The sequence below is a fragment of the Corynebacterium sp. KPL2825 genome (assembly GCF_037908445.1).
GTDB lineage: Bacteria > Actinomycetota > Actinomycetes > Mycobacteriales > Mycobacteriaceae > Corynebacterium > Corynebacterium kefirresidentii.
On the sequence record NZ_JBBMGI010000014.1, the window covers coordinates 1 to 17,113 of the forward strand.

Below are 17,113 nucleotides of genomic sequence, written 5' to 3' on the forward strand. Positions count from 1 at the left end.
CCACGACGTCATCGACTTCCCAGTCGAGGGCCTTGAGCCCATCCACGAGGGTATCGGCCGCGATATCGGCGCGCGGGCCGGGCACAACCGGCGAGGCAGAAAGCGGCCAGGATGGCGAAAATGACAGTGCGCTGCATTGAAAATCCCCCCGAATTGAAAAGTGCAACGCCCCGAAGTTTAGCGGCTGACTGTGAATCGCGCAGTCCAACTTTTGTATAGCGCGCGAATCGCTAGAATGTCAGACATGCCTAATACTTCCCAGTCGCAACAGTGGTTTGAGCGTTCCTCCAAGGTGATTCCGGGCGGGGTGAACTCGCCGGTGCGCGCGTTCGGCTCCGTGGGTGGCCAGGCCCGCGTCATTGAGCGCGGCGCGGGTTCGCGCCTGTGGGATGCCGATGGCAATGAGTATGTTGACCTGGTCAGTTCCTATGGTCCGATGATTCACGGCAACGCGCACCCGGAGATTGTGGAGGCCGTGCAGAAGGCGGCTGCGGGCGGTTTGAGCTTCGGCTCGCCTACAGAAGGCGAAGCTTTGCTCGCGGAGGCCATCGTTTCGCGCACCGCGGCCGATAAGGTGCGCATGGTCAATTCCGGCACCGAGGCCACCATGTCCGCGGTGCGCCTGGCCCGCGGCTTTACCGGCCGCGCCAAGGTATTGAAGTTTGAAGGCTGCTACCACGGCCACGTGGATGCCCTGCTGGCCTCGGCCGGTTCCGGTGTGGCGACCTTTGCGCTGCCGGATTCCCCGGGCGTGACGGGCGCGACGGCGGCCGATACCATCGTCGTTCCTTATAACGATATCGAGGCCGTGCGCGAGGCCTTCGCGCAGCACCCGGGCGAGATTGCTTGCATTATCGCGGAGGCCTCGGCCGGCAATATGGGCACCGTGGCACCAGATGAGGGCTTCAACGCCGCGCTTGCCGACGTCGCCCATGAAGACGGCGCCCTCCTCATCCTCGATGAGGTCATGACCGGTTTCCGCACCTCCTATAAGGGTTGGTACGGCGTCGACGGCGTGGCGGCGGACCTGGTGACCTTTGGCAAGGTCGTCTCCGGTGGCTTGCCGGCCGCTGCCTTTGGCGGCCGCGCCGAGGTCATGGACTACCTCGCGCCGGAAGGTCCGGTCTACCAGGCGGGCACGCTCTCCGGTAACCCGGTGGCAATGGCTTCGGGCCTGAAGTCTTTGGAGCTGGCCGATGAATCGCTCTATGAGCGCCTGCAGGCCAATGCGGACCGCCTGACCGGCATGATTTCTGATGCGCTGTCGGCCGAGGGCGTAGCGCACCACATTCAGCGCGCCTCCTCGATGTTCTCCATCCGTTTTGCCGAGGGCGAGGGTCGCAACTTCGCCGATATGCAGGCGGCCGAGACCTTCCGCTTCACCCCGTTCTTCCACGCTCTGCTGGATAACGGCATCTATGTCGCGCCGAGCCCATTCGAGACCTGGTTTGTCTCGGATGCACTGAACGACGCCGACTTTGAACTCATCGAGGCGGCCCTCAAGCCCGCCGCCCAAGCTGCGGCCGCTGCGCGTCCCGCAAACTAAGGAGAGACATGACACGCACCATCGTTCACCTCGTACGCCACGGCGAGGTCCACAACCCGGAGAAGATCCTCTACGGTCGCATCCCGGGCTATCACCTATCCTCGCGCGGGCATTCCATGGCGGCGCGGACCGCGGAGTCCTTTCGCGACCATGATGTGACCTACCTGGCAGCCTCGCCACTGCAGCGCGCCCAAGAGACAGCGCGGCCGATTGCGGAGGTAACGGGACTGGACGTGGAAGTCGATAAGACGCTCATTGAATCCGGCAATCGCTTCGAGGGCCTGCGCACCAAGGGTCTGCGCTCCGCACTGTGGAATCCGCGCCGTTGGCCGCTGCTGGTCAATCCGCTGGAGCCATCGTGGGGCGAGCCTTATGAGCAGATTGCCGAGCGCATGCTGGGCTCCATCGAGCGCGCCCGTACCGCCGCCGCCGGCCACGAGGCGATTTTGGTCAGCCACCAGCTGCCCATCGTGATGGTGCAGCGCACCGTGCTCGGCCAGCGCTTGCCGCACGCGCCGTGGAACCGCGAATGCGACTTGGCCTCGGTAACCTCCCTGCTTTTTGAAGACAACCAGGTCACCGATATTTTCTACTCTTCGCCGGCGCAGGAGATTTAATGGCACTACGACGCAAACGCGCAGTTGGCGCGGTGCTGGCGGCAGCAGCCGTGACCCTTGCTGGGTGCGCGCAGGATTCCGATAACGCCCAAAATGCGGTTGCTACCGGCGGTAACTTCGAATTCATCACCCCCGGCGGCGAGAAGGTCATCAATTACGAGGAATCCGAGCGCAAGCCGCTGCGCACGTTCTCCGGCGAGGATGTGCGCGATACGGATAAGACCATCTCCTTGGAAGACTATGACGGCGAAATCGTCGTGCTTAACTCCTGGGGCCAGTGGTGCGCGCCCTGCCGTTCCGAGGCCGATGACCTCCAAGAGGTCCACTCCGAGCTGCAAAAGCGCAAGATTGGCACCGTCCTGGGCATTAATGTGCGCGACTATAACCCGCAGGTGTCTAATGACTTCCTCGAAGACAATGGGCTGAAGTATCCCTCCATCTATGATCCGCCGTTTAAGACGGCTGCGGCCCTAGGCGGCGTGCCGACTTCCGTGGTGCCCACCACCATCGTCTTGGATAAACAGCACCGCCCGGCTACGGTCTTTTTGCGGTCCATCACCGCTAAAGACGTGATGGATGTAGTAGACAAGCTAGAAAAGGAATAAATGGACAACGCAGCGAGCTTCGGCAACTCCTTTGCCGAGGCCGTGACCTCCGGCCCACTTATTTTGGGTCTCCTCGCGGCCGCCGTGGCGGGGCTGGTGAGCTTCGCCAGTCCGTGTGTGATCCCGCTGGTTCCCGGCTATATTTCCTACCTGGCCGGCGTGGTGGGCGGTGAGGTTACCTTCGATGGGGAGCTGGGGGTGGGCGTCGGCAAGCGCAGGCAATGGGCTGTTGTGCTGGCCGCGGCCTTGTTCATCCTCGGCTTCACCGTGGTATTCCTCCTAGCGACGGTCTCGGTATTCGGCGCGATTTCCGCGCTAAGGCTCAACGAAGAAATGCTCATGCGGGTCGGCGGCGGCGTGACCATCCTGATGGGTGTGGTCTTCCTAGGCGCGATTCCAGCGCTGCAGAAAGACACCCGCATGGCACCGAAGCGCTGGACCACCTGGCTGGGCGCGCCGCTGCTGGGCGGGATATTCGCGCTGGGCTGGACGCCGTGCTTGGGCCCAACGCTGGCCGCCATCATTTCTGTATCGGCCGGCACCGAGGGCATGACGGCCGCGCGTGGCGTGCTGCTCATCATCTTTTATTGCCTGGGCCTGGGCCTACCGTTCCTTCTGGTGGCGCTGGGCTCCGCGCGGGCGATGCGCACGATTTCGTGGGCCCGCAAACACTCGCATACCATCCAAATAATCGGCGGCGTGGCCATGATCCTCGTCGGCCTGGCCCTGGTAACCGGCCTATGGGGCGAATTTATTAGCCTCATCCGCCAGTGGACCGGCAACTACGGCGCAACCCTTATTTAGGAGAGACGTGAAATATTTCCGCAAAGCCTGGCATTGGCTGACCAGTATGCGCACCGCGCTAGCGCTGCTTTTCTTGCTGGCGCTGGCCGCGATTCCCGGTTCTTTGCTGCCGCAGCGCGATCTCAACGAGCAGAACGTGCAGGACTTTATTGAGTCCAATGGCAACGTGGCGAAGATCTACGACAAGCTGCAGCTTTTCGACGTCTTTTCCTCCGTCTGGTTCCAAGCCATCTTCGTCCTCTTGGCGATTTCCCTGGTTGGCTGCATCCTGCCGCGCTCCTGGGATCACTATAAGGCGTGGAAGACCCCGCCGACGCGCGCCCCGAAGTACCTCCACAAGCTGCCGCTGGCGGCCGAGGGGCACTCGGAAAAGAGCGAGGAGGAACTATCCGCGGAAATTAAGAAGCGCCTGAAGAGGTGGCGCGTGGCCGAGTATTCCCCGGAGAAGGACCGTGCCGGCGTGCATACCTTTTCCGCGGAGCGCGGATACGGCCGCGAGCTAGCCAACCTTATTTTCCACGTGGCGCTGGTAGCCATCTTGGTCACGGTTGCCGCCGGCAAGCTGGTCAACTACGAAGGCCAGGTCATCGTGGTCACTGAGTCTGGCTCGCAGGGCGGCGACCAGACCCTGGATCAGTCTACGGAGTTCTGCAATACCTCTACGTCTAACTTTGACTCCTTCCGCGCCGGCCCGCTTTTCGACGGCACCGGGCTCCACCCCTTCTGCCTCGTCGCCCATGACTTCGCGGCCGAGTACCTGCCGAACGGCCAGGCCGAGATGTTTACCTCCAACGTCTCCTACGCGGAGGGCGATGACATCTACAAGGATGACTCCGAGTGGAAGGATTATGAGCTCAAGGTCAACCATCCGCTGCGCCTGGCGCATAACCGCGTTTATTTGCAGGGCCATGGCTACGCGCCGACGGTCACCGTGGAATGGCCCAATGGGGAAAAGCGCACCCAGACTATTCAGTTCCAGCCGAATGATACGACCTTCTTCTTGTCCTCCGGCGCGATGCGCTTTGACCCGCCGGCCGGCATGTACCCGGACCTCTATGAGCGTCGTCAGAATCAGATCGCCATTCAGGGTCTGTTCGCGCCTACGGCCGAGTGGGCCGGTGAGAACGGCAAGCTGCTGCAGTCCTCCTACCCAGGTTTGCAGGATCCGGCCATGGCCATCGATATCTACCGTGGTGATGCCGGCTTGGATACCGGCACCCCGCAGTCTTTCTTCTCGTTGGATCCGAACCTGGTGCACTCCGGCCAGCTGCGAAAGATTGACCGCGTGAACCTCAACCAGGGTGAGGATGTCACTCTGGACGATGGCACCAAGATCACTTTCAACGGCGCCAGCGAGTTTGCCAATTACCAGGTCTCTTATGACCCCTTCCAGAAGTGGGTGCTGGTCTCCGCGCTGGTAATGCTCATCTCCTTGGTGGGTTCGCTGGTGATTAAGCGCCGCCGCGTCTATATCCGCCTGCGGCCGAACGCGGCCGGCGGCACCGATGTGGAAATGGGCGGTCTCGCCCGCACCGACCGCGCCGGTTGGTCCGAGGAATTCCACGAGTTGCACCGCGCGCTGCTGGAGCTGCCGGACCCAGATGAGGTCGAAGAAGACGAGCTTTATACCGATGATTAGTACGTCAGCCTAGTCCAACAAAAGTTGGACTAGGCCGTTTCGCTGAGTAAGGTAATCAGCACTATCCCGCACGTGTATTGGCTAGGAGCGTTCATGCAGATCGATCAGAATCTGTCTAATTTCTCGGATATCGCGGTGCAGACCGCCTTTGTGGTGTACTGCGTCGCGCTCTTTATGTCGCTGTTCTACTACGGCCGCATGCAGGGAATTATCGAGGGCCGCCGTGCCGTGAAGTCCCAGGCCGCGAAGGTCTTGGTGGGGGCGGGCGCTGGGGGCGTCGATAAGCAGAGCTATGCGGGCGAGGTGGCCCAGTCCTCTTCCGGTATCACGGAAGGTGAGCTGAAGGAGAAGGAGCGCAAGGCCGATAAGCTCGGCGGTATGACCAGCTCGCTGATGTGGGTAGGCATTGCGCTCCACGCCGCGGCGATTGTGCTGCGTGGCCTGGCTACCGGCCGTTTCCCCTTTGGCAACCTATACGAGTACGTGCTGATGGTGAGCTTCGGTGTGCTGCTGGTGGGCAATATTGCCATGCAGCGTAAGGAGTGGCGCACCGTGTGGCCATGGCTGCTCACCCCGGTATTGGCGCTGATGTTTTATGGCTCCACCAAGCTCTATGCCGAGTCTGCCCCAGTGGTGCCGGCGCTGCAGTCGCACTGGCTGCCCATCCACGTCACCGTGGTGTCCTTGGGCGCGTCCATTGGTATTATTTCCGGCATTGTCTCGCTGCTGACCCTATTCCGTATGGCACAGCCGAAGCATGCCGAGCATGGCTTTTTCGGTGCTGTAGCCCGCCCATTGCCTTCTGCCGCGAAGATTGACCAGCTGGCCTACCGTCTGGCCGTAATCACCCTGCCGACCTTGGGCTTGGGCATTATCCTGGGTGCCATCTGGGCTGAGTCCGCTTGGGGCCGCTTCTGGGGCTGGGACCCGAAGGAAACCGTGTCCTTTGCCACCTGGATCCTGTATGCCGCCTACCTGCACGCGCGTGCAACGCCGGCGTTCCGCAAGGCGGCGCCGTGGATCAATGTCATGGCGATGGCGCTGATGGTCTTCAACCTCTTCTTTATCAACATGGTTGTCTCCGGCCTGCACTCCTATGCGGGGCTGAATTAAATGGCGGAGCATACGAGCCCGCGCCATAAGCCGGGCAAGCCGGCTGGTGATAACGCGGTGATTTTGGGGCTGGGCGCGCAATTTGCGGAACGTCGCCGCGAGCTGGGCATCTTGCAACAGCAGCTTGCCGACGCCGCCGGTATCTCCCGCTCCACCCTCCACACCATCGAGCACGGGGGCGCGGGCGTGCGGTGGGAAAAGATTACCGCCGTGGCCGAGGCCCTCGGCTTGGAGATGCGCTTCGTGCCGAAGGAATCCTAATCCTTCTCGCCGTCGGTGCCGCGATTGCGGCGCTGGCGGCGTTTTTCTTCCTCTGCCTCCTGTGCGCGGCGTTGCTTGAAGCGCTCCTTTTCCAAGTTCCAGAGGAATTCTTCATCATCGTCGGGTCCCTTGATGGCGCGGGGTTGTTCCACCTCGCGCTTTTTCCATGTGGAGGGCCCGAAGGCCTTCCACACCAAGTAGGCGGCGAGGACAAAGAGTAAAAGGAGGATGATTCGGCCCATGCGTGGAATTCTACCTGCACCGCGTACAATCAACCCCCATGACGCATAACCCTGAGCCACCCAAGCCGGACCCAGAACTGCGACGCCGTTCCCGTGTGGCGCTGTGGAAGTATGGGCTCGCCCGCGTAGTGCTTTTTATCGCTTTGACCGTGGTGATCGAGCTTTTGTCCATCGCCATCCGCTTTCCCATCCCGGTGCTCGTCTCGGCGCTGTTGGCGCTCTTCGTGGCGCTGCCGCTATCGATGCTCATCTTTAAAAAGTGGCGCATCGAGGCCACCCAAACGCTGGCCGAGTACTCCGCCCAGCGCAAGGCCCACAAACGCTGGGTACAGGCGGAGCTAGAAGGGCGCGCCGCGCAGGACTAGACGAGGATGAGTGCGGCGGCCTCGATAATCGCCCACAGGAGCATCGCGCGGCCGGTCAGGCCGAGCACGGGGATAAGCTTTGGTCCTTGAGCGCCGCGATTGACGGTGCGAATGGCGCGCAGCGCGAAGGGAAAGTAGACCAAGCCGGCGAGTGCGAGCCAGCTGCTGAAGGCAATGCCAATGGTCAGCAGGAATGGCAGTAGGAGTAGCACCGTAAAGAGCAGGCGCGCCTTCTCGTTGCCGAGGCGTACGGCGAGCGTAATCTTGCCGGTTTCGGCGTCGGAGGGAATATCGCGGATATTATTGACTAGGTTCACCCCGGAGCTCATCGCGCCGATGCCCACGGCCAGCGCGAGGCCCGACCACGACAGGCGGCCGGCCTGGGTGAATTCGGTGCCGAGCACAGCGACGAGCCCGAAGAAGATAAAGACGGCGACCTCGCCGAGCCCGCGATAGCCATACGGGTTCTTGCCACCGGTATAAAACCACGCGCCGGTGATGCATAGCGCGCCGACGAGGATGAGCCACCAGGCGTGCGCCGCAAAAGACAGCGCGATGCCGGCGAGTCCGGCCACGGCGAAGGCGGCGAAGGCCGCGAGTTTCACCTGCTGCGGGCGGGCCAGGCCGCCGCCGGTGAGGCGCTGCGGACCGGTGCGGTCGTCGTCGGTGCCGCGGATGCCATCCGAGTAATCGTTGGCGTAATTGACACCGATGATGAGCGCCCACGCCACCACGAGGGCGAGAAGCGCGCGGCCGAAGTGCGCGCCGTCGGCAGCCGCTGCGGCACCAGTACCAGCGATGACTGGGGCGAAGGCATTAGCCCACGTGTGCGGGCGTGCGCCTTGGAGCCAGTCTTTGGCAGTTGCGGGATAGGCAGAAAGTGACATGTCAGTTATTGTGCCACGCCACCGCGGGCATGCTGTGCACAAGGGACGCACACGGCGGATATATAAAAGCCACGGGTATGGCGGAAGCGCGTCGTACGTACCCAAGAAAGGACGGCTGTGGGCCACACCCGTGACAAAAGTTCAATGCGTTGAACTTTCTTAAAGTTATCATGTGAATCGCTCGCGGGGCAAGGCCTTTACTACGATGAATGTCATGCATTTAAGCGATCTCCCTGAACGTACCCAGGACTACCTCAAAGTCCTGTGGGACCTCTCCGAGCACTCCGGCGGCGCGCCCATCGCGCTCAAGGAGCTGGCGGGGCGATTGAACCAAAAGGTGCCCACGGCGTCGGAAGCCGTAAAGCGTCTCGTTGCCCAAGGGCTGGTGGAACATGAGCGCTACGCTGGCGTTTCGCTGACCCCAGAGGGCCAGGCACTGTCCATGGGCATGGTCCGCCGCCATCGTCTCCTCGAGACCTTCTTGGTCAAAGAGCTGGGGTACACCTGGGACGAGGTTCACGAGGATGCCGATCTCCTCGAGCATGCATGCTCCGATCGCTTCATCGATCGACTCGATCAGCACCTGGGCCATCCTCAGCGCGATCCCCACGGCGATCCCATCCCCGACGCGCAGGGCAGCATCGAGGACCTTGGCACGCTCACGCTTGACGACGTCCCCCTTCACACCCCTGTCACCATCGAGCGGGTATGCGACGGAGACACCGAGCTGTTGCGCTACCTCGACAGCCATGGCGTCGGCCTGGGCGTCGAGGTCGTAGTCGATTCCCGCGTTGCGGGCCTGCTCAACCTGCACGCAGGGGACGAGGAGTTCTCTCTTGCGGAAGTCGCGGCCGCCGACGTGACGGTGCGCGCTAACGAAGTCTAATCAGTTCTTAAAGAGCCCTGCGACACCACGACGGTCCACCTTGCCGGGGCCGGTCAGCGGCATCTCAGCAATGCGGATAATCTCGCGCGGAATCTGCCACCGAGGCAGGTCATCGAGCGCTTCGAGGATGTCGGTGCGCGAGGCCCAGCCGGTGTAAGCTGCGGCGATCATCTGGCCAAGACGTGGATCAGGGATGCCCACCACGCATACACTGTCGACGCCCGGTACCTGCAACAAGAGCTGTTCCAGTTGTTCTGGGTGCAACTTCAACCCGCCCGAGTTGATGATGCTGTCCAGACGTCCAGTGACGGTGAGTTGACCGTGGGCGTCGAGCTCCCCGGCGTCGGAAGTTGCGAACCAGCCACCGACGAAGTCGCGCGATTCCACATTGCGGTAGCCCTGCGCAATGGTCGGCCCGCCCAGGAAAATGCGGTTATCTTCCCCGATGCGCACCTCGGTGCCGGGCAGGGGAGTGCCGTTGTAGACGCAACCGCCCGCAGTCTCCGAGGAGCCATAGGTGGTTACCACGGTGATGTCGAGCTTGCGCGCAGATTCCAATAGCTGGGGATGTGGCGCTGCTCCACCTACCAGGATGGAGTTGAAACGGCGCAGTGCTTGGATGCCGTCCAGCGAATCGAGTGCCTTGTGCAGCTGCATCGGTGTGAGCGCGGTGTACATGCGGTCCTCGGTGTGGGCGAGTTCTTCTGCTGCGCGGGCGAACTCGGTGATGTTAAAGCCTTGGGACAGGTCGAGGCACAGTGGCTCCACACCCGCCACCAACGAACGCACGAGCACCTGGATGCCCGCGATGTGGTGGGCGGGCATGGCCAGTAGCCATTGGCCGGGGCCACCCAGGAAAGAATGGGTGGCATCCGCACTCGCCACCAGGTTAAGCGGGCTTAGCTGCGCACCCTTCGGTGTGCCCGTGGAACCCGAGGTGGACACCACCAAAGCAATGTCCTCAGCAATCGATTCGCCCGCGCGCATGTGGTTGCGCAGCAATTCCGTCCGCGTGCGGTCCGCTGCGGGAAGGGGTAAGAGCGTGGTCTGCCCAGCGATGGCCTTCTCGAGGTCATCCAAAATTCCTGCGGGATTGCGGGGATCGACTGGGAGTGGGGCGAGGATATGAGTCACGAATAATCAGGTTACCCGGGCATATCGCTCGTCCCGGGAGGCGGCGCGCCGGGCGTTTAGAGCAAGGCCCGCAGCCCCATGCTGAGCAAATAGAACACACCCGCCAGCACCGCGATGCAGCCGCCCGCCGACAAACTGAGTGCGGCCGCCAGCCAGAGCCCGCCGCATGCCAGCGCAATGCCCGCGATACCGGCACCGAGCATGAGCTGGGTCGGGCGCTTGATCCACGGCTGCAACGCCGCCGCCGGGGCTACCAGCAGCGCCAGGGACAAGATAGTGCCCACCGCGGGAATCACCACCACCATGGTCACGCTGATAAGCGTGAGGGTAAGCAAGTCATAGCAGCCGGGATTTCCACCTTGTGCGCGGAAGGACGTCTGGTCGAAGTAGAAGGAGACCAACGTCCGGCGAAATGCTACCAGCACGCCAAGGCTGACCACCACCAGGGCGCTGACAAACCAGACATCCTGCGTATTGACAGTGGTCAGCGAGCCCACGAGAAAGCTATCCACGTGGATAGGTAGCGGTTGGAACCAGCGCAGCAACAAGATGCCCAGGGAAAATCCCAGGGTGAGCGTCACGCCGGCGGCAGCGGTCGAAGAAATGCCCTCGACGGTACTCAACCACCGCATAAGCCAGGCCAAAGGTAGGCAGAACAGTGCCGCGCCCACCATCAAACCCGTGGAGAGATCCAAGCTCAGAAGGTTGGCCACCACTACGCCGAGCACCGCGCCGGGGAAGATTCCGTGCGACAGGCTCTCGGCGAAAAAGACGCGCTTGCCCATGACCATCAAGGTTCCAACCAAGCCAGATAAACATCCCACAGCAATGGCCTCAAGGAGGGGCATCCGCAGGATCTCTGGATCAAGATGAGACAGTCCCATTAGCTAAATACCCCCTTCAAGCCCGCTAGCGGCACGGTGACAACCAGCATCAAGCTGACGATTGCCTGCGGCGAAATCTGGTGCGCGGTTTGGGACAGCATGATGGCAAATCCCACCACCACTGCCAGCGTGGACAAGCCCGCAGCCCAGAAGCACATGCTGCGCGGGGATCCTGCGATCAAGCGCGCCGAGAGGCCTGGAATGACAATAAAACCGATAACCAGCAACACACCCACTGCCGAGCTAGCCGCCACCACGATTAGGCCAACCGCGACATTCGCAATGAGCTCATAAGCCGCCACGTTGACGCCCATGGCGCGGGCCGCTGCTGTATCGAAAGCGACGAGAATCTGCATGCGCCAGGTTGTCAGGATGAGCAGTGCCGCAATCACGCAGAGCGTGACGGAGGTTGCCAGCCTGGACTGCGTGACGTCGAGAAGCCGGCCAAACATGAGCGCCTCCAGCTGCCCGGACTTGTCGCCATAGGCCAAACTGATGACCACGCCGATGCCGTACATGAAGGTCAGCACCACGGCCGTTCCGGCTTCTATATCCAGCTTCCGCGCTGACTGGCGCCGCCCAGAACCCAGAGAAGCCAGCACCAGCACCGTCACCGTGGCCACCGCGGCCGCACCCGGCACGATGCCCGGGATGCCGCCCACGATGAGCCCTACCACGATGCCTGGAAAAACCGAGTGCACGAGGGCTTCCACCGTAAATTCCATGCGGCGGAGATTAACGAGGACGCTAATGACAGCCCCCACAATCGATAGGCACAGCAGGAAGAGGAAGGCATTGCGCAGGTACGGGGCGAAGAGAATCTGCTCCATTACAGTCGCGCACCTTGCTCCATATAGGTTTCCACTGCTTCCTCGGTTCCCATGGTGTGGACCTTGCCGTCGAGCACAAACGCCGCCCAGTCGCAGGTGTGCTGCGCCAAGATGGGGTCGTGAGTGGAGACGAGCAGGGCGATTCCTGCTTCCTTGAGATCCGCAATGATCTGAATCAGGATTCGGCGGCTTTCTTGATCAAGCCCGTTGAAGGGTTCGTCGAGAAGCACCAGCTCCGGGGCCGAAACCAACGCGCGCGCGATGAGCACGCGCTGGCGCTGCCCTCCCGAGAGCTGGCCAAACCGCGTCTCAGCGAGGTGCTCCATCCCCACTTGTCGCAGGGCATTGAGTACATGGCCGCGATAGCTACGCATGCTCGTGCACCTATGCCACCAGCTCACTGATGGCAAAAGGCCCATTTCCACGACCTTGTAAGCCGTGACGGGAAAACTCAGGTCGGAGTCTTGGTACTGCGGGACGTAGCCGAGCGAGGCGTCGATGGTGGCCATGCCGCGCAAGGCAGCCAGGCCAGTGATTGCCTTGAGCAGCGTAGACTTGCCCGCGCCGTTGGCCCCCAGGAGCGCCACGGCCTCGCTCGCGCGGATCTCAAGATCAACGTCGGTGAGGATATCCCGGGCGCCATAGCCGCAGGTGGCATTGCGCAGAGTGATTAATGGGGAAGACATATAGAGCTACTTGCGCTTGGCGACGTCGAATGCCTGCAGCGATTCCGGCAACGGTTGCTGTTCGGAGTCCCAGGCGCTGACCAGGGTGTTGATGTTGTGGACGATGGATCCGATGTAGGTCTCGCCCTCACTGCCTGGCACACCTAGCGAGTCGCCGTACAAAGCGTCGTCGGATGTAACCGCCTTGACGCCTGCGGCGCGGGCGATGGCCTCGATGGACTTCGAGCTGTTGGAATTCTCCGCAAAGATGGCCTTGGCACCGGACTCGCGGATCTGCTTTGCCTGCTCGTCGATGTGGCGCGAGGTGGCGTCCTGCTGGTTGTTGAAGTCAGACAGTGCGGAGCCGATGAACTTCACGCCGTATGCGTTTGAGAAGTAGCCGAAGGCGTCGTGGGAAGAGAAGAGCACGCGGTCTTGCTCAGGAACTGCGGACATGGAATCGCTGGCCCACTTGTCGAGGTCCTCCAACTGGTCGGTGTACTTCTTGCCGGCGGCGGTGAAGGCGTCCTTGGCCTGCGGGGAGGCCTGGGACAACGTGTTGACGATGTTGTCGACCTGAATCTTGGCCTGCTTCGGGGAGGTCCACACGTGCGGGTCGTACTTGAATTCTGGGGCCTCGCCGTCCTCCCCCGGGAAAGGCCACGGGCGCGGGCTCACGTGCTCGATGCCCTCGTCGATGGTGTACTTGCCGTTGCCATCGCCCATACCTTCGCTCTTGACGCCCGAGGTCACGGCCATGACGCCGTGGAAGCCGGAGGAGTCCACGGCTTGGTCGAGGAAGTGCTCGAGGTCGACTCCGTTGACGAACATGTAGTCGGCCTGGGAGAGCGCCTGCATCTGCTGTGGGGTCATCTCGTGCTCGTGGGCGCTGGCGTTGGGGGCGAGCAAACAGGTGAGGTCGAGGGTCACTGGGCCCTCGCCGGAGTTGGTCTCCGCACCCTGGGAGTCGACCTTGTGGAGCTTGAGGCCGCCGGCGGCTACCTGGGTGAGGTAGTCGCAGATCTGGGTAGTCGTGGCCACGGCCTTGACGGTGTCGCCGTCCTTCGGCTTTGCAGCGTCGATGGATTCCTTCGAGGCGCTGCAAGCGGCGAGGCTGGAGCCGAGTGCGAGGGCGCAGGTGCCTGCGAGAATGCGCTGTAGGGGCCGGCGTGGGGTGCTGTGATTTGAGCTCATAATGAACTTCCTTTGTATTAGGAGAAGTGAACTCAACAAACACTAGCACCCTTGAACTAGATTGTTCAACGTAATGAACTTAGGTGGTCCTATCTCTTCCTTAAGCTGCCAAAATTTAAAAATGCCTCTCACTTCAATGAGTGAAGTGAGAGGCTAGGAAGCGGTGGCCTTATTTGGCTACTTTTGCCTTTTTGCTGAAGGGGAGCTGATCCAGAGAGCGTATGCCGGGGCCGGCGGCGAGCATCAGGCCCGCGACGGCGACGGTCCATTCGGAGAACTTTTGCCAGCCCTGGGCGATGAGAATTACGCCCAGGGCGACGCGTGCTGCGAGCATGACGAATGAGTTGCAGAGTTTCATGTTCGACACTTTAAGTATTAACTATGGGCATGTCCACAATTGCTTGAGATGTCTCACTCCGGTCCGAGGGCGTCCCACGCCATTTACTCCGCTACATGTATGGATTGCGCGGGGTGTCCTCCTGATCGAAGGGACGCTCCCCGCTGTCCTGCGCATCCTTGATACGCTTGAGCATCCACACTCGCGAGACGATGACGCCCGCCAGTGCAAGTGTGGCCAAGCCGATGGCGAAAATCCACATCGTGCTAACTCCTGGCTAGTAGTAATACGGGAACTGCTCCCACTGCGGGTCGCGCTTTTCGAGGAATGCTTCTTTGCCCTCGACGGCCTCGTCGGTCATGTACGCCAGGCGGGTCGCCTCGCCGGCGAAGACCTGCTGGCCCATGAGGCCGTCATCGGTCAGGTTGAAAGCGAACTTCAGCATGCGCTGGGCTGTTGGGGACTTGCCGTTGATTTCGCGGCCCATCTGGATTGCGGCGTCTTCCAAGTCGGCGTGATCGACAACCTCATTGACCGCGCCCATCTCATACATCCGCTGGGCATCATAGGTGCGACCCAAGAAGAAGATCTCGCGGGCGAATTTCTGGCCCACCATCTTAGCTAGGTAGGCCGAACCATAGCCGGCATCGAAGGAACCCACGTCCGCGTCCGTCTGCTTGAAGCGCGCCTCCTGGCGGGAGGCGACCGTCATATCGCAGACCACGTGCAGCGAGTGACCGCCGCCGGCCGCCCAACCATTGACCACGGCGATAACCACCTTGGGCATGGTGCGGATAAGGCGCTGGACCTCGAGGATATGCAAGCGACCGCCCTCCACCTTTTCGCGGGCGGTGTCCACGGTGGATTCATCCGCGGTGGCGTCATCATGGGCGTGCTCGGTGGCGTAGCGGTAGCCGGAGCGGCCGCGAATGCGCTGGTCGCCGCCGGAACAAAACGCCCAGCCGCCATCCTTTTCGGAAGGGCCATTGCCGGTGAGCAAAATCGTGCCCACATCCGGCGTGCGGCGGGCGTGATCTATTGCGCGGTAGAGCTCGTCTACGGTATGCGGGCGAAACGCATTGCGCACCTCCGGGCGGTCGAAGGCGATGCGCACGATGCCGTTCTTGCGGCCCTCACCGTTGAGCCGGTGATAGGTGATATCCGTGAGGTCCTCAAAGCCTTCTACGGAATGCCACAATTCCGGCCGAAAGGGATTATCGGTGCTGTATTTTTTCTGCTCGCTCATATCGGCCAGCTTAGTGGCAAAAGAAGAATAGTCCCCATTCCCAACCCTCACCCACACGCGCTGCCCAGCAGGCCGGTAATAATCAATACGCGATACTGCGAGGTTTTGCCCCGCACAATACCCGTGTACGCCATACCAGCGCGGTACTCCATGCCATGGGGAGACTCGAACTCCCCGCCCCTTTTAAAAGCGCTAAAGGGGGCCTGTGTCCCAGGATTTTCCCCTCCAGGGTGGGGGCCTGCTCGCTGCAGGCGTGTGGGCTACCATCGCGCGCTCTATGCGGCGCGCGACATGACTATCCGTTTTTCAGTTCGGTATTCCAGTTCAGCTGCTGGATGCGGGTATCCAGCTCGCGGTACTGCTTAGATAGATCGTCGACGCGCTTGCGCATATCCGCCACCGGGATGGTGGAGACAAACTTGATCTCGGTGCGGGAATAACGATCCGAGCGCGTGCCCGCCCGCTGCGCTAGGTCGTGGTAGATGCGGCGCTTGCGCAAGAGGCCGTCGCGCAGCGCGAGGGCTTCCATCAAGTTCATCTTCTCATCGAAGGCGGTGGCGATATTCGTCGCATTGATGGCCTGAACCAGCTCATCGATGCGCCCGGCCACGCCGTCGAGCTCGCGCAGCAGTTCCTGCGGATCCTCCTCCGGGGTATCGCCCTCCTGCACGCGAACCACGGCGAGCAGCCGCTCGTGCAGGCTATTGAGGCGCTCCTGCGCCTGGGCGCGTTCCGCCAATGCCTCAGCTAGCAGCATAATTCCTCCTCTATTGGTATAGGTTCCCAAAATAGCGCAGAGCGGGGGAGGGGTCAATGGTCTGAGAGCGCTACCATGAAAGCCATGCATATCGATGACGTCCTCGACCGCGCCCACGTAGTCTCCCTCCCGCTTGCCGTGCGTTTCCGCGGCATCACCACGAGGGAGGCCCTGCTCATCGATGGCCCAGCCGGTTGGGGCGAGTTCGCACCCTTCCTGGAGTACGGCCCGGCCGAGTCCGCCGCCTGGTTGCGCGCGGGGCTGGAGGCCGCCTACGAGGGCTTCCCGGAGCCGGTGCGCGATTCCATCGAGGTCAACGCCACCATCCCGGCCGTGCCCGCCAGCGAGGTCCCGGCCGTAGTGGAGCGCTACCCTGGCTGCCGCACCTTCAAAATCAAGGTGGCAGAAAAGGGCCACACGCTTGCCGACGACGCCGCTCGCGTACGCGCCGTCCGCGACACCATCACCCAACGCGGCGAAATCCCTATCCTGCGCGTGGATGCCAATGGCGGCTGGACCGTGGAGGAAGCAGTCCAGGCTGCGCAGATGATGATGCCGCTGGACTATATGGAACAGCCATGCGCTACCACTGAGGAGCTCGCCCAAGTGCGCGGCCGCCTCATGCGCGCCGGCCTCTTCGTACGCGTGGCCGCCGATGAGTCCATTCGTAAGGTCGCCGACCCCTATCGCGTCGCCGAGCTGCAGGCCGCAGACGTCGCCGTGGTTAAGCCCGCCCCGCTCGGTGGCGTGCGCCGCGTCCTCGAGGTAGCCCAGCACCTGCGCCAGCGTCACATGGACATCACGGTGGCCTCCGCGCTCGACACCTCCATCGGCATCAATATGGGCCTCGCGGCCGTTGCTGCCCTCCCGCGCATCTACGACGATGAAGACATCGACGTCACCCCGGCCGCCGCTGGACTTGCCACCGGCTCCCTCTTTACAGAAGACGTCACCGCCCCGCGCCCGCTTGTCGATGGCCACCTCCCCGCCGATATCCTCGCCCCCGACCCGGACCGCCTGACTGCCCTCGCTGCCCCCGCCGACCGCCGCGATTGGTGGTTCGACCGCCTTCGCGCCTGCTGGCCTCACCTGTCTGACTAG

At 62.1% G+C, this 17,113-nt stretch carries 21 protein-coding genes; 10 read left to right on the forward strand and 11 right to left on the reverse strand.

The window, feature by feature from the left end; all coding sequences use genetic code 11:
- Window positions 1-244 precede the first annotated feature (244 nt).
- From hemL to WMQ00_RS10490, 7 genes are all read left to right on the forward strand, one after another.
- Window positions 245-1,546 carry a glutamate-1-semialdehyde 2,1-aminomutase gene (gene hemL / locus WMQ00_RS10460; RefSeq protein ID WP_239204734.1) on the forward strand — a complete coding sequence of 434 codons (1,302 nt, stop codon included), beginning with the start codon at window positions 245-247 and terminating at the stop codon, window positions 1,544-1,546.
- Between the two features lie 8 nt (window positions 1,547-1,554).
- Window positions 1,555-2,163, forward strand: coding sequence for a histidine phosphatase family protein (locus WMQ00_RS10465; RefSeq protein WP_023020491.1), 609 nt, complete (start codon window positions 1,555-1,557; stop codon window positions 2,161-2,163).
- Entirely contained in the window at window positions 2,163-2,768 is a 606-nt protein-coding gene (locus tag WMQ00_RS10470) for a TlpA disulfide reductase family protein (RefSeq protein ID WP_023020492.1), read from the forward strand. Before WMQ00_RS10465 ends, WMQ00_RS10470 begins: the two co-directional genes overlap by 1 nt.
- Complete coding sequence (locus WMQ00_RS10475) at window positions 2,769-3,572, forward strand: cytochrome c biogenesis CcdA family protein (protein ID WP_023020493.1); 804 nt, start codon at window positions 2,769-2,771, stop codon at window positions 3,570-3,572.
- Window positions 3,573-3,579: 7 nt separating this feature from the next.
- Complete coding sequence (locus tag WMQ00_RS10480) at window positions 3,580-5,211, forward strand: cytochrome c biogenesis protein ResB (RefSeq protein ID WP_301732255.1); 1,632 nt, start codon at window positions 3,580-3,582, stop codon at window positions 5,209-5,211.
- Window positions 5,212-5,304: 93 nt separating this feature from the next.
- On the forward strand, window positions 5,305-6,324 hold the full coding sequence (gene ccsB / locus WMQ00_RS10485; RefSeq protein WP_023020495.1) for a c-type cytochrome biogenesis protein CcsB: 1,020 nt from the start codon (window positions 5,305-5,307) through the stop codon (window positions 6,322-6,324).
- Window positions 6,325-6,585, forward strand: coding sequence for a helix-turn-helix domain-containing protein (locus WMQ00_RS10490; protein ID WP_200288305.1), 261 nt, complete (start codon window positions 6,325-6,327; stop codon window positions 6,583-6,585).
- Here the strand turns inward: WMQ00_RS10490 and WMQ00_RS10495 are convergent.
- A complete protein-coding gene (locus WMQ00_RS10495; RefSeq protein WP_200288304.1) occupies window positions 6,582-6,827 on the reverse strand; it encodes a hypothetical protein in 246 nt (81 codons plus the stop codon). The genes WMQ00_RS10490 and WMQ00_RS10495 overlap by 4 nt on opposite strands.
- Window positions 6,828-6,865: 38 nt before the next feature.
- Here WMQ00_RS10495 and WMQ00_RS10500 point away from each other — a divergent pair, with 38 nt between their 5' ends.
- Complete coding sequence (locus tag WMQ00_RS10500) at window positions 6,866-7,192, forward strand: DUF4229 domain-containing protein (protein ID WP_340441014.1); 327 nt, start codon at window positions 6,866-6,868, stop codon at window positions 7,190-7,192.
- Here WMQ00_RS10500 and WMQ00_RS10505 read toward each other — a convergent pair.
- Window positions 7,189-8,079 (reverse strand): 1,4-dihydroxy-2-naphthoate polyprenyltransferase, encoded by an 891-nt coding sequence (locus tag WMQ00_RS10505; protein ID WP_023020498.1) that lies wholly within the window; start codon window positions 8,077-8,079, stop codon window positions 7,189-7,191. The two genes, WMQ00_RS10500 and WMQ00_RS10505, sit on opposite strands and share 4 nt — an antisense overlap.
- 214 nt (window positions 8,080-8,293) lie before the next feature.
- Between WMQ00_RS10505 and WMQ00_RS10510 the strand changes: the two genes are divergently transcribed.
- Window positions 8,294-8,965, forward strand: coding sequence for a metal-dependent transcriptional regulator (locus WMQ00_RS10510; protein WP_034656208.1), 672 nt, complete (start codon window positions 8,294-8,296; stop codon window positions 8,963-8,965).
- Here the strand turns inward: WMQ00_RS10510 and menE are convergent, their stop codons facing one another.
- The 9 genes from menE to WMQ00_RS10555 form a co-directional block, all read right to left on the reverse strand.
- The gene (gene menE, locus WMQ00_RS10515; protein WP_005322961.1) at window positions 8,966-10,099 is read right to left on the reverse strand and encodes an o-succinylbenzoate--CoA ligase; all 1,134 of its coding nucleotides are present in this window, start codon (window positions 10,097-10,099) and stop codon (window positions 8,966-8,968) included.
- Between the two features lie 56 nt (window positions 10,100-10,155).
- Window positions 10,156-10,983: a metal ABC transporter permease gene (locus WMQ00_RS10520; RefSeq protein ID WP_340441015.1), complete on the reverse strand. Its 828-nt coding sequence runs from the start codon at window positions 10,981-10,983 to the stop codon at window positions 10,156-10,158.
- The gene (locus WMQ00_RS10525) at window positions 10,983-11,813 is read right to left on the reverse strand and encodes a metal ABC transporter permease (RefSeq protein WP_049377866.1); all 831 of its coding nucleotides are present in this window, start codon (window positions 11,811-11,813) and stop codon (window positions 10,983-10,985) included. The genes WMQ00_RS10520 and WMQ00_RS10525 overlap by 1 nt, the downstream gene beginning before the upstream one ends.
- On the reverse strand, window positions 11,813-12,499 hold the full coding sequence (locus WMQ00_RS10530) for a metal ABC transporter ATP-binding protein (RefSeq protein WP_005322958.1): 687 nt from the start codon (window positions 12,497-12,499) through the stop codon (window positions 11,813-11,815). The genes WMQ00_RS10525 and WMQ00_RS10530 overlap by 1 nt, the downstream gene beginning before the upstream one ends.
- Window positions 12,500-12,505: 6 nt before the next feature.
- Window positions 12,506-13,672: a metal ABC transporter substrate-binding protein gene (locus tag WMQ00_RS10535; protein ID WP_200288303.1), complete on the reverse strand. Its 1,167-nt coding sequence runs from the start codon at window positions 13,670-13,672 to the stop codon at window positions 12,506-12,508.
- Between the two features lie 169 nt (window positions 13,673-13,841).
- Window positions 13,842-14,030: a hypothetical protein gene (locus WMQ00_RS10540; protein ID WP_005322954.1), complete on the reverse strand. Its 189-nt coding sequence runs from the start codon at window positions 14,028-14,030 to the stop codon at window positions 13,842-13,844.
- A gap of 91 nt (window positions 14,031-14,121) precedes the next feature.
- Window positions 14,122-14,271 (reverse strand): hypothetical protein, encoded by a 150-nt coding sequence (locus WMQ00_RS10545; protein ID WP_005322953.1) that lies wholly within the window; start codon window positions 14,269-14,271, stop codon window positions 14,122-14,124.
- A 15-nt stretch (window positions 14,272-14,286) separates the two neighbouring features.
- The gene (locus WMQ00_RS10550; protein ID WP_239204715.1) at window positions 14,287-15,255 is read right to left on the reverse strand and encodes a 1,4-dihydroxy-2-naphthoyl-CoA synthase; all 969 of its coding nucleotides are present in this window, start codon (window positions 15,253-15,255) and stop codon (window positions 14,287-14,289) included.
- Between the two features lie 295 nt (window positions 15,256-15,550).
- Window positions 15,551-16,012, reverse strand: a complete 462-nt coding sequence (locus WMQ00_RS10555) for a DIP1984 family protein (protein WP_297847049.1) — start codon at window positions 16,010-16,012, stop codon at window positions 15,551-15,553.
- 75 nt (window positions 16,013-16,087) lie between these two features.
- Here WMQ00_RS10555 and WMQ00_RS10560 point away from each other — a divergent pair, with 75 nt between their 5' ends.
- A complete protein-coding gene (locus WMQ00_RS10560) occupies window positions 16,088-17,113 on the forward strand; it encodes an o-succinylbenzoate synthase (protein WP_408924116.1) in 1,026 nt (341 codons plus the stop codon).